Origin of the sequence: Planococcus sp. APC 3900, assembly GCF_030407735.1 — a bacterium.
Classification (GTDB): Bacteria; Bacillota; Bacilli; order Bacillales_A; family Planococcaceae; genus Planococcus; species Planococcus notacanthi.
Genome location: NZ_JASDCT010000001.1, coordinates 561564 through 577162 on the forward strand (window position 1 = coordinate 561564; position 15599 = coordinate 577162).

Below are 15599 nucleotides of genomic sequence, written 5' to 3' on the forward strand. Positions count from 1 at the left end.
ATAATTTGAACGGGCTGTAGGCAGCCGCATGCCGGGAGGATCACACATGAGACATTTTAACGTATTGACCGATTCTGATTTAAAGACCTTTTTTAAATATTCCCCGGCAGAATTCAACCGTGATACGGAACGGGAGACCTTAGCATTGGCATTGGGCGCAGCACTTTATACACCGGGATCCAAAGTGGATTTTGCCCAGAAGATTTTAAGTGGAAATTACAGTACAAAAGCATTTGCAGGTTTGACGACATTGATCATCTGTCTGGAAGATGCAGTTGCCGATTCGGAACTGGGGCAGGCAGAAGAGAATGTTGTCGGTGAACTGAAAAAGCTGGCTGCAGCAAATGCTGAACAACTTGCCGCCGGACCGGTACTTTTTTTGCGCGTCCGGACCCCTGAACAATTGGATATGCTGATTGACCAGGCGGGAGATGCATTGAGTGTATTAACGGGAATTGTGTTTCCAAAATGTCTTCCGACCACCTTGCCGCTGTTTTTCGAGGCATTGGATCGTGCTAGCGAAAGAGCCGGCAGAAAACTCTATGCACTGCCTTTACTTGAAACCAAAGAAGTGCTGTACAGTGAACTCCGGGAACAGACATTAGCAGAGCTGCATCAAATTATGCAGTCGGAAGCTGACCGGATTTTGACTGTTCGGGTAGGAGCGACTGATTTTTCCAGTTTATACGGACTGCGGCGTCCGGCAGAACGAACAATTTACGATGTCCACATCATCCGTGATTGCCTGACGGCCATTTTGAACCGTTTTGGCCGCGCAGAAGATGGTTTTACGGTTTCGGGTCCTGTGTACGAACACTTTTCCGGCGGAGAACGCCTTTGGCTTTCCTCTAAGCCCGAAGCGACGCTGTGGGAGGAAGTCCAACTGGATATACTAAATGGGTTTAAAGGGAAAACCTGCATCCACCCATCGCAGATTTCCATTGTCAATGCGGGGTATATCGTCTCGCTCGAAGCTTACGATGATGCTAAAGTGATTCTAAATGAAAGTGCCAAGCGCAACGGTGTTCTGCAAAGTCCAAAACGCAATAAAATGAACGAAGTAAAACCGCATTTGAGCTGGGCAAGGAAAATTGCCGCTCAAGCGGAAGTCTATGGGGTGCTGAATGAAAACTATCAACCAATTGACGTCCTTAACCATATCCGGGCAAAGCAATTATCAAATCAATACTAAGTTGTGGGACAATCTGGATATCAACATTTCCATAAAGAACGCTTATCCCGGCCTGTCACCGGAATCGCTTTTTTCTGTAGCGCTGCGTGTCAACAAAAAACGTCAATTTCTGTTTGTCAGCAAGCTGATTGCCAAGCATTTGGCTGTCCATCCTTCTTTGGCTCTTGGGACAGGCACTTTACTGGCGTCGCTGTTGGTGGAAGAAATGGGGCTCGAAAGCTTTCCTGATACGGAAGCTCTTGTGAAAATGATTGAAACTGGAGCGGCTGACCGTGAAACGACTCTCACATCGCTCCAATTTAAAGAAATCCTGCCGAAGAAAACTGTGTTTATTGGCATGGCTGAAACGGCAACGGGCCTTGGCCATTCAGTTTTTCAGCATTTTGACGAGGCTGCCTATATTCATACGACGCGCGAAGAAATTATCGGCATGACCCCATCTTTTGTCTTTGAAGAAGAACATTCCCACGCAACATCCCATAAAGTGTACGCGCCGTCCGGTATGCTGGAAGACGCGGATACTATCGTCCTGATTGATGATGAAATCTCAACAGGCAATACCTTATTGAATCTGGTTTGTGCACTTGACGATCAGTTTCCGGGGAAAAACTATGCTTCTCTTTCGATTCTCGATTGGCGAAATGACAGCCAAAAAGAGAAAATGGAAAAAATAGCTGCCGATCGGAAAATCAACCTGACTGTTTTGTCTTTGATGGCAGGCCATTTCGAATTGGTCCACAGTTCGGCTCCAGAAGAACCTGAACAGGCTGTTTTAACCGGAGGAGGTTCCAGGATTCCGGATATCGAATTGGCTGGAGAAAGGCTCTCTGTCGGTTCAAAGACTAGACAGCATTACATCCCGTATACAGGCCGTTTCGGCATCAGCAGCAAACAGCAGGATGAAATTGGTGCTTGGGCTGAAGCCGCTGCAAAACAGGTCAAATCCACGAGCCAACAGGCATTGGTTATCGGTGTAGGTGAAAATATGTACCTGCCTTTGCGTTTCGCTTTGGCGCTGGACGGCAATCCACTTGTCCAAACCACGACCCGCAGTCCGATTTTTGCTTCTGAGACAGCTGGCTATCCGATCAAGGAAAAAGCAAAGTTCGAGTTGCCTGATGCTGAGGAAACGAGCCAATTCATCTATAATTTGAATAAATTGGATATTGACCGAATTTATTTGTTGGCTGAATCTGTCGTCGAACAATCCGAATGGCAGCCGCTGCTTGCTTATTTGGAGAAAAAAGCGCCAGTGGAATGGATATCCCTGACAACCACCAAAAGGAGTGACAGAGTCGAATGATAACAACCGGTCTAGTGAAAACGAGTTATCCGAAAGAAGATATCACCTTCCTCTTGAAAGATGTAAGTGAGGAATTTGTTGAAAGTACGTTGGAAGAGCGGGAAAAAGCCGTTCAGACAGGAGCGCATTATGCAGAACGGCTTCCGATGGAATATCGTCCTTCTGATGAATATACCAATCTGTATCATGAAACAGTAATCAAGACCAAGAAACAATTGGCATATCTGGTAGGGTTAGTGACACGCCGGATCTTCATGAATGCCGGAACGGATGATGTTGTCCTTGTGTCATTAGCGCGTGCTGGCAGTCCAATCGGGATCTTAATCCGCCGTTATGCCCAGCAAATGATGGGAATGGACTGGCCGCATTACAGCGTATCGATTTTACGGGATAAAGGCATTGACGAAAAAGCGATCAATACGATTCGCGCTGCCCACCCGAACAGCCGCATCCAATTTGTGGATGGCTGGACAGGAAAAGGCGCTATCCAAAAAGAGTTGACGAAATCGGTCAACAGCCTCAATGAAGAAAAAGACATGAAACTGCACGATGACATGGCTGTATTGGCAGACCCGGGAGCATGTGCCGTATTGTTCGGGACACGTGAAGACTTCCTTATTCCAAGTGCTTGTTTGAATGCGACCGTCTCAGGCTTGGTAAGCCGTACGATCCTTAACGAGCTTTACATCGGTGAAGACGATTTCCACGGTGCCAAGTTTTACGGGGAGTTGCTGGGAGAAGATTTGTCGAATGATTTTGTCGATCAAATCACAGAATGCTTTGCCGAAACGCGCGGCCAGGTCGAAACGGATGCTGTTTCTTCGCCGGTGACTGCGGAAAGAACCTGGCAGGGCATGAAAGAAGTCGAAGCGATCGGCCAAGAAATGTACAGCGAAACCGACTATCATCTGATTAAACCGGGAGTCGGTGAAACGACACGTGTGCTGCTGCGCAGAAGCCCATGGAAGGTGTTGGTCAACAGCCTTGATAACCCCGACGTCCATCATATCCTCATGTTGGCAAAAGAAAAAGAAGTGCCGGTGGAAGTCGTTCCTGACTTATTCTATCGTGCCATCGGCTTAATCCGATCAGGTAAAGAAATATGACGGTATTATTCGCCAGTGACTTGGATCAAACTCTAATCTATTCCCGCAATTCGATGGGGATGGATGTGTCAGAAGACGAATTAGTGGAAGTAGAGCGCTATGAAGGAAAACCGTTGTCTTACATGACCAAAAAAAGTCAGTCAGAGCTATGGAAAATCAACGAGTCTGCATTCTTTTTGCCGGTGACCACACGCACGCAGGCTCAGTACGAGCGGGTGACGGGAATTTTTGAAGGCAAGGCTCCGCGCTTTGCCGTCATTTCAAATGGTGCCGTCATTTTGGAAAATGGCCAGCCGATCAAAGAATGGTCGGATGGGATTCGTCAGCAATGCGTCAGCCGAAAAACCATAATTACGGAATTGTTGCCGGAAATCGAACGCCATTTTTCAGAAGACTGGGTATTGAAAGTACGGGAAGCGGACGATTGGTTCGTTTATCTGATTGTGGACCGGGCCCGTTTCCCGGAAGACAAGTTGGATTTCTATACCGAGACGTTCAAAAAACTTGGATGGGGAATGTCACTCCAAGGCAGAAAACTTTATTTCATGCCGGAAAGCATCACGAAAGCAGGCGCCATGGAGTATATCAAAAAACATCTGGAAGCAAGCTATGTCATTGCTGCTGGTGATTCGCTGCTGGATCTTGATTTATTGGAAAGCGCCGATTATAGTATGCTCGCTTCCCATGGCGAAGCGGTGAGAAGTGCGGTGCCCGTATCCGGACATGTTCATAAAACGGAAAAACACGGCATCAAAGCAGGAGAAGAAATTTTGGCCCGTGTTGCCGAAATTTCATTGCAGCGCAAGTAAGCAACAAAGCAAGGAGAGATTCCGATGGTTCAATTGCATCCGATCCCCGCAAAAACCTGGGATCCAGAAAAAATTGGGGAATGGCTGAAAAAACCGATTGTGGATCACAGTGAGACAAAAATTGAAGAAGACCAGATTACGTATCCGCAGCTGCTTGGACAGGTTACAGGGATGCCCCTTGATGCCGATGAATATTTTGCAGCCATCTATGATGTCATCGAAGCATCGGAAGGACGGCTGATCCGGCTTTCCGATAAAATGGACAAGCACATTGAACAGGACCGGCTGCGGACTTTGCAGGATTTGTTTGAAATGAATAAAAAAGAAAAAGGCCTGTCGCCAAACCGCATGGTGGCATTTCTTGACGGCAAAGGGCTGCTGCCAAGATTGAAAGATCCAGGCCTTAACAGAAGGCTGCGCATTGTACTGATTGATATCCTGAAAGCGTTTCAAGAGCAGTCCAGTGGAAATACGACCCATTCTTCCTTCCGCCGCGTAACGACTGATTTAGTCAAATGGATGTTCAACCATATAGAGCCTGAAATTGAAAAGCTGGATCTGGAAAAAGGATTGCCGGGCTTTCTATGGTACGGCAGTGCTTCGGAAAGTGAAACCTGGTTCTTGAAGCTGTCAGCCGCTTATGGCTTCCATGTCATCGTCTATGATCCAAAAGGAGAAGGGTGGTTGGAGCAGGCACTTGGAAAAGAAGGGCTGCACAGCCATAGCTTCCAGGTAAATGCCGAGTCGCTCCTCCCATTCCCGGAAGAAAAGCCGAAGCGTGTCGGGACAGTGGCTTATCGGGCTACTCAGGAAGTGGACCGGCTATTGCATCATGATGATTCTGGACTTTATAAGCCATTCCAATTCAAATCTTATCGGACGCATTCAGTTCGCCTGAAAACGACGATGGATGAAGCTTTCATGCTTGCCAAAGAACGCGCGATGGTTCGCCCATCGTTTTCAGTAGCGAGCGGAAGCGTCAACATTCCCGTAGTCTTCTCCAAAATGATGGGCATCGAAAAAGACCGCAAGCGCTTCTGGGATAATGTCCATAACCTGACCGAGCGGGAAGATACGAAGCTGGTGCGCAGCTTTCCGTTTATAGAAGAGCGAAAAGGCAACCAGCAATTCCATTACCGGGCTGCGCTTGGAAGAGACGGGCGCCTCGACCCTGAAAAAATGAAAGCCGCCCATTGGTGGAAATACAATAAATTGCCGGATGGGGTACAGACGGCAATCGCAGCGGCAATTGCAAGACATGTAGAGAAACCGATTCTGCTGCCTCAAAACGGCGAATCGTTTGAAGAATTGCAGCTCTATGCTTTTTCTCAATCGATGTCGTTGCCGGATTCGGTGATTCAACTGATTCAGTTATTCGATTATCCGCAATTCGTACCGACTATGTTGTTCTACAATGAAGAAAAAGATGGCGAGTTGAGTCGTGCAGACGCGAATGCGATTGCCTTGATCCACATATTCGGACTTGATGTCATCATCATCAATCCACAAGGGCATCAAGACATTGAACGCTGGGTCGACCCGGAATCGTTCGATACCCATTGGTTGGATGAGCGGAGCTTCAACGAGCCTTACCGTGAACCTTCAGTCGTGAAAAAAATATTCAAAAAATGGCTATAGCCAAAAAGGAGTGAAATGGGATGACCAATATGCCAGATCAAATCGAACAGCAAGAATTGGTGATGAAAGATGAAAACCAGCTTAAAGTTCAATTGAAGAAAGATCCAGAAGTCCTTCAATTGGCTTCGAAGATCGATCCGAAAAACCAAATCGCTTTATTGGAATTCGGCCGCGAGCCTGCCAATGAAATTTCTGCTTTTACAGGAAAAGTGTTGAATTCCGTACAGGCAAACAGCATGGAAGAATCCAGTGAATTGCTGAAGCAGCTTGGTAAGATCATGGACAAATTCGACAAAAAAGATTTTGTTGAAAAGAAAGGCTTCCTCAATAAGATCTTCAATAAAGGCAATAAAGTGATTGAGCAGCTGTTCAATAAATACCAGACGATGGGTACGGAAATCGATAAAGTATATGTTGAAATCACCAAGTATGAAGGCGAAATGAAAAAATCGACGACCACTTTGGAAGAGCTGTATAACCAGAACTTCAACTATTTTATGGAGTTGGAGAAATACATTGCGGCCGGCGACATCAAAGTCGAAGAACTGAAAGCCCAGGAACCGGCTGTCCGTGCAAAAGCGGAATCTGGTGACCAAATGGCCCTCATGGAGTTGAACTCTCTGCAAAATGCCATCGAACTTCTGGAACAGCGCGTCTACGATCTTGAAATGGCGAAACAGGTTTCCTATCAATCAGCGCCTCAAATCCGCATGCTTCAGCGTGGGAATACAAAGTTGATTGGGAAAATCAACTCAGCTTTTGTGACGACCATTCCGATATTCAAAACAGGCTTGATCAATGCCATTGCAGCCAAACGGCAAAATCTGGTAGCTGAATCGATGAGCGAGCTGGATCGCCGCACCAATGAAATGCTGTTAAATAACGCCAATGACATTTCACGCCAAAGCGTAGACATTGCCAGAATGTCTGGACAGCCAAGCATCAAGATTGAAACCATTGAACAGACATGGGAGACTATTATGCAGGGGATGAACGACACGCGGGAGATTGAGCAGGAAAATCGCAAAATGCGTGAAGAAGGACGTCTCCGCATCGAAGAACTGCAGAAAAAGTACGAAGACACACAACGTAAAGCTAAATAATCGGAGGAGGAAACAATATGTCAACAATCAACCTTTCAAAAGGGCAGAAAATCGACTTAACGAAAACAAATCCAGGGCTTACTAAGGTGGTCGTCGGTTTAGGCTGGGACACCAATAAATACAGCGGCGGCGGAGACTTTGACTTGGACGCTTCGATTTTTCTTGTAGGGGAAAACGGTAAATCACGCGGACCGGAAGATTTTGTCTTCTACAACAACCTTGAAGGCGGAAATGGTTCGGTTGTCCATACAGGCGATAACCTGACAGGAGAAGGAGAAGGCGATGACGAGCAAGTAATCGTTGATTTGCCGAACGTACCTGCAGACATCCACAAAGTGGTATTTACAGTGACGATCCATGAAGCAGACAGCCGCGGACAAAACTTTGGCCAGGTGTCGAATGCCTTTATCCGTATCGTCAACGAAAGTTCAAACGAAGAATTGATCCGCTATGACTTGGGAGAAGACTTTTCGATTGAAACAGCTTTAGTGGTCGGTGAATTATACCGCCACGGAGGCGAATGGAAGTTCAACGCAATCGGCAGCGGTTACCAAGGCGGCCTTGCCTCATTGGTAAATGATTTTGGCTTAGGTTGATTAATAAACCGTTTATCAGTTCAACAACTGATAAACGGTTTTTTTATTGTATTACACGGGACAAAAACAGATGTAATGGATTAATTTCAAATTCGGAATATGTATATTAATTCTTCACTTTAAGTAATCATTCTATTTTTCTGTAAGGAATAATCTAGCTTGCCCAATTCTCTGTAATAGACTATTTTCATTGAATTGTGAAAATATTTTTAGATTTCCTTAGAGCGGCGCGGCTTCAACGTTTATAAAGAATGGAAACGCTTGCAAAGAAGTCAAAAAATTTTTTATATATTGACAACGATTTTTAGGCTGTATATGATGGAATCAATTCAAGAATACAGATTAACTATTTTGATGAAGATACGCTTTGCACAGGGAAATCTTAAGAGAGCTGATGGTTGGTGAGAATCAGTGGTTTCGGTGTCTGGCAGCACTTCTGAATAGATGGGCTGAACTTTCAGTAGGCCTTTCCGCTTCATGTCCGTTAAGCATGTGAACCAATGAGGCTGTCAGTTTGATGACAGTGAATTAGGGTGGTACCGCGAAATGGAAGACTCTTCGCCCCTTGCATCTTTATGTAGGGGCGGAGAGTCTTTTTTGTCGTCTTTACACACACTTTGCCCGCAAAAGCGGGAAATCGAGAGGGGAATGAACTCATTATGCTGACAGACCAACAAATTTTACGAATCCCAGGACCAACTCCAATTCCGCCGAGCGTACAACGCGCGATGGCACAGCCGATGATCGGACACCGCGGACAAAGCACCTCTGAAATGATCAGTGACATCAGACCAAAATTGCAGCGTGTGTTTGGAACCAAGCAGGAAGTCATGATATTAACAGGAAGTGGTACGGCGGGACTGGAAACAGCCGTGGTCAATACAGTTGCTCCGGGTGAAGAAGTTCTGGTTCTCGTAACTGGCGCATTCGGCGAACGTTTTGCGAAAATTTGTAAAGCATATGGCATTCAGACCCATGTTTTCGATGTCGAATGGGGCCTTGCTGTTGATCCGGAGGCAGTCAAAAACTTCCTTGTGGAACATCCTGAAATCAAAGTGGTCTTTTCGACTTTCTGCGAAACATCTACCGGCGTGTTGAATCCAATCAAAGAATTGGCAGCTGCCATTAAAGAGGTATCGGATGCACTGGTGATTGTCGACGGCGTTTCTTGTGTGGCAGGAACTGCTACGGAGATGGACAAATGGGGCATCGATGTAGTGGTCACCGGATCACAAAAAGCATTTATGCTTCCTGCGGGCCTCTCATTTATAGCAGCCAGCGAACGCGCTTGGAAGAAAATCGAAGCCAATCCTCAACCGCGCTTTTATCTGGACCTCAAAAAACACAGAGACAATATTTTAAAAGATACAACACCATTCACTCCGGCATTATCCATCTTGTTCGGATTGCAGCAAGTGCTTGAGCTGCTGGAAGAAGAAGGGCTGGAGCAAGTATACGCAAGGCATCATCTGATGATGAAAATGACACGGGCCGCTTTTAAAGCATTGGACATCCCATTGCTGGCTTCTGATAAAGATGCATCGCCAACAGTCACAGCTGTAAAACCTGAGGATTTTGATTCTGAAGAATTCCGTAAAATAATGAAAAAAGAGTTCGCTTTGGAAGTGGCGGGCGGCCAACAGCATTTAGCGAAAGCTATATTCCGTATTGGCCACATGGGCTATTGCTCACCAGCAGATATGCTGCAGGCAATTGCTGCAATGGAAATCGGATTGGTTAAAGCAGGAAAAGAGATTGAACTTGGCAAAGGAATTGCCGCTGCACAGCAAGTCTTTTTAACAGAAGGGAAGGAAACTAAATGACTTTTCATGTATTGATCAGTGATCCACTCAGCGAAGAAGGGATTTATCCGTTGCGCCAGGCAAATGGCATAAACATTGTCATGGAGACCGATTTGACTCCTGAACAATTAGGAGAGCGAATTGAAGGCTTTGATGCCCTGCTGGTGAGAAGCCAAACGCAAGTGACACGGGAATTGATTGAAAAGGCATCGAACTTGAAGATTATTGGACGCGCCGGTGTCGGCGTCGATAATATCGACTTGGAAGCTGCAACCGAACACGGCATTATCGTTGTCAATGCCCCCGATGGCAACACGAACTCTGCTGCCGAGCATACGATGGCGATGCTGATGTCAATGGCGCGCAAAATTCCACAAGCATTCCATGCACTGCGCAATCAAAACTGGGACCGCAAATCGTATGTCGGAGTCGAGCTGAAAAACAAGACCCTCGGAGTCGTCGGTTTTGGCCGGATTGGACAGGAAGTAGCGGCGCGTGCCAAAGGGCAGCGCATGAACGTCATTGCCTATGATCCGTTCCTGACTGCCGAAAAAGCAGATAAACTGGGCGTGGATTTTGGATCGGTGGAAGATGTCTTGAAAGTGGCGGATTTTGTCACTGTCCATACACCTTTATTGAAAGAAACCAAGCACTTGATCAATAAAGAAGCATTCGAAATCATGAAAGATGGCGTTCAGATCATCAACTGTGCACGAGGTGGAATCATTGATGAAAATGCGCTTTACGACGCAGTGAAATCAGGGAAAGTTGCAGGAGCAGCCCTTGACGTTTTTGAACAGGAGCCGATGGTTGATTTCCGTCTGTTGGATTTGCCGGAAGTTATTGCAACGCCTCACTTAGGTGCCAGCACATTTGAAGCTCAGGAAAGCGTAGCAGTGGATGTCAGCATGGACGTTGTCAGCTATTTCACGACTGGAACTGTCCGCAACTCAGTCAACTTGCCATCTGTGCCGAAAGAAATCATGAAGAAAATCGAGCCTTACTTTGATTTGTCAGAGCGTTTAGGTGCATTTTTGACAGATTTGACAGGTGTGGCTGCAGAAGAAGTCAATATCCGCTACGCGGGGGACTTGGCCAATATGGAAGTCGGGCCATTAACACGCAATATGCTGAAGGGCCTGCTGAAGCGTCATCTTGGCAAACAAGTGAATGACGTTAATGCTATGTACATCGCCAATCAAAAAGGGATTGTGGTCAATGAGCAAAAGACTACCGAAGCGAAAGGGTTTACGAGCCTGATCACTGTGGAAGTGAAAACAGCAAAAGGAACAAGAAAAGCAGCCGGAACTTTGATGAACGGACAAGGTGCGCGCATCGTTAAAGTGGATGATTATCTGGTAGATGTTGTGCCAGAGGGCCATTTGCTGTTTGTGCGACACAATGACCGCCCGGGAGTTATCGGGCGTGTTGGAACCTTGCTTGGACAGGAAAATGTCAACATTGCCACAATGCAGGTTGGACGCTCAAATGCTGGTGGAGATGCGATTATGATGCTGTCAATCGATAGACCCGCCGAAGCAGGCAGCCTGGAGCAATTAGCGAAACTGGAAGAAATCCAGGGAGTCACTCCCATCAATCTATAAATGACAGAAAAAAGGCCCTCGCTTAGAGGGCCTTTTTTTAGGGTTGTATTTGTTCCAATAACTGAAGTAGTTCTTCCAAATGCTGAATTTCGTATGTCGGGATGATGGATTCATGTGGAGCTTTCTCTTCACGGTTAATCCAAACTGAGCGAATACCGGCTTTTTCAGCACCGATGATGTCGGTCATGAGATTATCTCCGACCATCAGCACTTCATCGGCGGAAAGGCCGAATTTTGATAAGGCATGATGGAAGATGTCGGGATCTGGTTTGCCTTTTCCGAACGCGCCCGAGATGATGATGTGGTCAAAGAAAGGAGCTATTTCCGGTGTGATTTCCAGTTTAATCTGCTGCAGGCTTGGAGATCCGTTGGTCAACAACAACAATTCATAACGGCCTTTTAAATCTTCCAATACTTTTAAACTTTCCTCGTAAAGGATAGGGTTTCTTTTGCGTGCTTCCGGGAAGTACTCAGCAAGCTGGCTGCCGATATCTGGATTGTCGATGCCGATTTTTTTCAATCCAACTGTCCAAGATTCCCGGCGGTAAGCCGGAACAATGGCTTTCATCTGCTGGAAATCAGATCCTTCATCATCGAAAGTGCCCCATAAGCCTTCGAAAGGGTTAATGCCGATCATTTTGGTGAAGTCGTATGTATTATATCCTGCATAGAGTTCAGTTGCCGCAGCTCTTACCGCTTCTTCCAAGCCGGAACAGTCCTGGCCGGTTAATTCTTCAGCTAATCGGCACGTTTCCTGGAATGCTGTTTCAACACTTTTCTTATCCCATAACAAAGTATCATCTAAATCAAAAAAAATCGCTTTGACCATCGGTATGTGCTCCTCCTGACAATATCTTTACTTTGCTCTAGTGTACTGGAAAAAAGGACAAAAACATAGGGAGTTCAGAGTTCTGTCACTGAAAAGAACAAGGGACAGGTGATATGATATGGGCAAGGAGTGAATACAATGACGCTAAGCAATTCGACGATGCTTTTACTGGAAGAAGCCACTGAGTTTATAGGGATTTGTTACGATGAATTGGGAAAATGCCAAGACCAGAAAGCCGAGAGACTGCTTGAAATCAAAACGGAAATTGAACGGACAGGAACCTACACCCACAGCTTTGAGGAATTGGAGCATGGAGCACGCATGGCCTGGCGCAATAATAACCGCTGTATTGGCCGTTTGTTCTGGAATTCACTGACGGTATTTGATGAGCGGCATCAAACAACAGCTGAAGGGATTTTTAATGCTCTGATACAGCATATCGACTTTGCTGCAAACGACGGGAAAATCCGTCCGGCTATCACGGTGTTCCGCGCTGCAAAAGAAAATGAAGATTCATTGCGTTTGTGGAATCATCAATTGATCCGCTATGCCGGTTACGAAACTGCGGATGGTGTCATCGGTGATTCAAGTTCAGTGGAACTTACTAAGCGATGCCAGGATATTGGGTGGAAGGGAGCTGGAACAGCTTTCGATATTTTGCCTTTGGTCATCGAGGTTCCAGGCAAAGCGCCTTTTCTAAAAGATGTGCCAAAGCAATCGATTATCGAAGTCGAAATCGGTCATCCTGAAATTCCGGCGTTTTCAGAGCTCGGCATCAAATGGTATGGGATTCCTATTATTTCAGATATGTTACTGGAAATTGGCGGGATTGAATACAAGATGGCCCCTTTTAACGGCTGGTACATGGGAACTGAAATCGGCGCCAGAAACTTGGCGGATGAAGACCGTTATAATTTTCTGCCTGCAGTAGCGGAACTGATGGGGTTGAATACCCAAACGAATCGCTCTTTATGGAAAGACAAAGCGTTAGTCGAATTGAATATCGCTGTTCTGGAATCCTTCCAGGAAGCAGGGGTGACCATCGTCGACCATCATACAGCAGCTAAGCAGTTCAAGAATTTCGAGAAAAAAGAAGAAACGGAAGGACGGGACGTCACCGGCAACTGGGCATGGCTGATTCCGCCAATGTCTCCGGCCACCACCCATATTTTCCATAAGCCTTATAAGAACAACTTGGTCAAACCAAATTACTTCCATCAAAAAGCTTCCTATCACTCATAAGGAGAGGATTCTGATGAAAGAGTTCAAAGTGACTTATTTTTTCGATGAAGAGCATTATATTCGCCGCTTTATCCACGTGGATTCACAGGAAAAAGCGGAAAGACTGGTGCAAAGCGAACGGGATCAATATATTTCGTTTCATGACAGCCGCGGAATTTACCATGAGCTGAATACACGGAATGTGCGGATCATCCAGATTTCTGAATATCATCGTACGGATAAAGTATAAAAGAAGCGGTGCTGCCTTAAAGGGCAGCACTGTTTTTTCATGAATGGAAGACTGCAAATTCCTGTGGAACGTCCACACATCGGTCTATACGCCCGCGAGCGCCCACAAATCTATATGAAGCACCCCCTCCCTAAGAGCTGAAAACAAATAAGCCCCCTTTGCTAGGCCGGCAAAGAGGGCTTTCAAAGAAATAAAAAGAGTTCCTCACTCATTCCGAAAAAATTTGCTCGTGGAACGAACAAGCCTGAAGCAAAATGGACACTTGTAGACATTTTCGGCAAGCTGAAAAACAACAGCACCGCTATTTTTATTTGAAGCTTAAGAAACCATCGTCCACTGCGACAGTAGAGCCGTTGATGGCTGCCGCTTCTTCAGAGAACAGGAACTTGACGACATTGGCCACTTTTTCGGGTTGGATAAGCTTGTTGTGCATATGGAGAGCCGATAAAGCTTTTTTCATTTCCGGGTCGTCTCCAAGAATCGGCGTGTCGATAAAGCCAGGTGCGACGCCGACCACGCGAATGCCATGCTCGGCAAGTTCCAGTGCGCCCGATTTCGACATCATGACGACTGCGGCTTTGGCTGCGTTGTAGTTAAAGCTGCCTTTAGCGGCCATCGATCCATAAATCGAGGCGGTGTTGACGATCGTTCCAGTTGTGCCAAGTTCGACCATTTTTTTCGCGCCGTAATAGATTCCGTAGTAAACGCTATGCTGATCGACATCAATCACTTTGTGGTAGGATGCGGGATCCATTTCAAGCAAGGGCTTGACCAGTCCGATGCCGGCGTTATTGAAAATGCCATTCAATGTGCCGAATTTCTCAACAGCAAAATTCACCATCGCTTCCACTTGCTCGGCTTTTGATACATCTACTTTAAACGCTGCCGCTTTGCCATTTTCTGATTCAATATGGGAAACTGTGTCATTTGCACCTTCTTCGTTGAAATCGGCTACTACGATGGCGTAGCCCTCTTTTGCCAGTTGGTAAGCTGCATGCCGGCCGATTCCGCTTGCGCCGCCAGTGATGATCAGAACTTTACTTTCTGCCATAATGAATTCCTCCTTCTGGATTTGAACTATTCTCACAATTAAACCGTACACCTTCCTTGTCTTTAAATCAAAGCATTTGATTAGATGAAAACTATGATTTTTGACTGCAAAATACGTTACATCTAAAAGATTTGTACTATAATAGTACATAGTGAATATCATTCCGAAGGAAACTTTATAGAGAGAAGGAAATTTAATGGGACGCAAATGGAATAATATTAAAGAGAAGAAAGCATCTAAAGATGCCAACACAAGCCGAATCTACGCAAAATTCGGGCGTGAAATATATGTAGCTGCCAAACAAGGTGAGCCGGATCCGGAATCGAATCAGGCATTGAAAGTGGTGTTGGAACGCGCGAAGACTTACAGCATTCCAAGAGCGATTATTGACCGGGCAGTGGAAAAAGCCAAAGGCGGATCTGAAGAAAGCTACGATGAATTGCGCTACGAAGGATTCGGTCCAAATGGTTCTATGGTAATCGTGGATACCTTGACCAATAACGTCAACCGCACAGCTTCGGATGTCCGTGCAGCATTCGGCAAGAATGGCGGCAACATGGGCGTCAGCGGATCTGTTGCCTACATGTTTGACCATACGGCGGTATTCGGCATCGAAGGCAAGACAGCTGACGAAGTGCTTGAGCTGATGATGGAGGCGGACATCGACGTACGTGACATCATGGAAGAAGAAGACGGCGTAATCGTGTACGCGGAGCCGGATCAATTCCATATGGTGCAGGAAGCATTTAAAAGTGCCGGCATTACTGAATTTACAGTAGCGGAATTGACGATGCTTGCACAAAATGAATTGCCGTTGCCGGAAGACGCGCAAGAGCAATTCGAGAAGATGATCGATGCGATTGAGGATTTGGAAGATGTACAGCAGGTCTACCACAATGTGGATCTAGGCGAATAAAACAAAAAGGCGCTTTGATAAACTCAAAGCGTCTTTTTTTATGAAAAGTATTCTGATAATTAGAAATTTGACTTGTAATTCAAAAAGAGAACGATTATACTAACTTTGAAGCAAAAGTATAATAATTCTGACTATTTATTTTTTGACTCTTTATGTAAGGGCTTTCATTTCGGGGTAAA

Annotated in this window: 14 protein-coding genes and 1 other annotated feature; of the genes, 12 read left to right on the forward strand and 2 right to left on the reverse strand. The window is 45.9% G+C overall.

The genetic code is table 11. The features are described 5' to 3' along the window. Nucleotides 1-46: 46 nt before the first annotated feature. The 9 genes from QMA04_RS02830 to serA all read left to right on the forward strand — a co-directional run bounded on the left by QMA04_RS02830 (nt 47) and on the right by serA (nt 11153). Nucleotides 47-1192 (forward strand): HpcH/HpaI aldolase/citrate lyase family protein, encoded by a 1146-nt coding sequence (locus QMA04_RS02830; protein ID WP_191714981.1) that lies wholly within the window; start codon nt 47-49, stop codon nt 1190-1192. Further along, nucleotides 1125-2495: a phosphoribosyltransferase domain-containing protein gene (locus tag QMA04_RS02835; protein WP_290183894.1), complete on the forward strand. Its 1371-nt coding sequence runs from the start codon at nt 1125-1127 to the stop codon at nt 2493-2495. Before QMA04_RS02830 ends, QMA04_RS02835 begins: the two co-directional genes overlap by 68 nt. Continuing rightward, nucleotides 2492-3601, forward strand: a complete 1110-nt coding sequence (locus QMA04_RS02840) for a cysteine protease StiP family protein (RefSeq protein ID WP_290183895.1) — start codon at nt 2492-2494, stop codon at nt 3599-3601. The genes QMA04_RS02835 and QMA04_RS02840 overlap by 4 nt, the downstream gene beginning before the upstream one ends. After that, complete coding sequence (locus QMA04_RS02845; protein ID WP_290183896.1) at nt 3598-4410, forward strand: HAD hydrolase family protein; 813 nt, start codon at nt 3598-3600, stop codon at nt 4408-4410. Before QMA04_RS02840 ends, QMA04_RS02845 begins: the two co-directional genes overlap by 4 nt. 24 nt (nt 4411-4434) lie before the next feature. Further along, complete coding sequence (locus QMA04_RS02850) at nt 4435-6048, forward strand: YceG family protein (RefSeq protein WP_290183897.1); 1614 nt, start codon at nt 4435-4437, stop codon at nt 6046-6048. Between the two features lie 20 nt (nt 6049-6068). Further along, nucleotides 6069-7151 (forward strand): toxic anion resistance protein, encoded by a 1083-nt coding sequence (locus tag QMA04_RS02855; protein WP_290183898.1) that lies wholly within the window; start codon nt 6069-6071, stop codon nt 7149-7151. 17 nt (nt 7152-7168) lie between these two features. Further along, nucleotides 7169-7747 (forward strand): TerD family protein, encoded by a 579-nt coding sequence (locus QMA04_RS02860; protein WP_191714987.1) that lies wholly within the window; start codon nt 7169-7171, stop codon nt 7745-7747. Nucleotides 7748-8089: 342 nt separating this feature from the next. Further along, nucleotides 8090-8316, forward strand: a binding site (T-box leader). A 90-nt stretch (nt 8317-8406) separates the two neighbouring features. After that, on the forward strand, nt 8407-9570 hold the full coding sequence (locus QMA04_RS02865) for a pyridoxal-phosphate-dependent aminotransferase family protein (RefSeq protein WP_290183899.1): 1164 nt from the start codon (nt 8407-8409) through the stop codon (nt 9568-9570). After that, nucleotides 9567-11153 (forward strand): phosphoglycerate dehydrogenase, encoded by a 1587-nt coding sequence (serA, locus tag QMA04_RS02870; RefSeq protein WP_290183900.1) that lies wholly within the window; start codon nt 9567-9569, stop codon nt 11151-11153. Before QMA04_RS02865 ends, serA begins: the two co-directional genes overlap by 4 nt. A gap of 37 nt (nt 11154-11190) precedes the next feature. Here serA and QMA04_RS02875 read toward each other — a convergent pair whose 3' ends face one another. Next, nucleotides 11191-11982 carry an HAD family hydrolase gene (locus QMA04_RS02875; protein ID WP_191714990.1) on the reverse strand — a complete coding sequence of 264 codons (792 nt, stop codon included), beginning with the start codon at nt 11980-11982 and terminating at the stop codon, nt 11191-11193. Between the two features lie 138 nt (nt 11983-12120). Here QMA04_RS02875 and QMA04_RS02880 point away from each other — a divergent pair, with 138 nt between their 5' ends. Together QMA04_RS02880 and QMA04_RS02885 are read left to right on the forward strand one after the other, a co-directional pair. Then, nucleotides 12121-13224, forward strand: a complete 1104-nt coding sequence (locus QMA04_RS02880) for a nitric oxide synthase oxygenase (protein ID WP_290183901.1) — start codon at nt 12121-12123, stop codon at nt 13222-13224. 13 nt (nt 13225-13237) lie between these two features. After that, nucleotides 13238-13453, forward strand: a complete 216-nt coding sequence (locus QMA04_RS02885; RefSeq protein ID WP_290183902.1) for a hypothetical protein — start codon at nt 13238-13240, stop codon at nt 13451-13453. 307 nt (nt 13454-13760) lie between these two features. Here the strand turns inward: QMA04_RS02885 and QMA04_RS02890 are convergent, their stop codons facing one another. Then, on the reverse strand, nt 13761-14504 hold the full coding sequence (locus tag QMA04_RS02890; protein WP_290183903.1) for an SDR family NAD(P)-dependent oxidoreductase: 744 nt from the start codon (nt 14502-14504) through the stop codon (nt 13761-13763). Nucleotides 14505-14700: 196 nt separating this feature from the next. Here QMA04_RS02890 and QMA04_RS02895 point away from each other — a divergent pair, with 196 nt between their 5' ends. Continuing rightward, nucleotides 14701-15420 carry a YebC/PmpR family DNA-binding transcriptional regulator gene (locus QMA04_RS02895; protein WP_290183904.1) on the forward strand — a complete coding sequence of 240 codons (720 nt, stop codon included), beginning with the start codon at nt 14701-14703 and terminating at the stop codon, nt 15418-15420. Nucleotides 15421-15599: the final 179 nt, after the last annotated feature.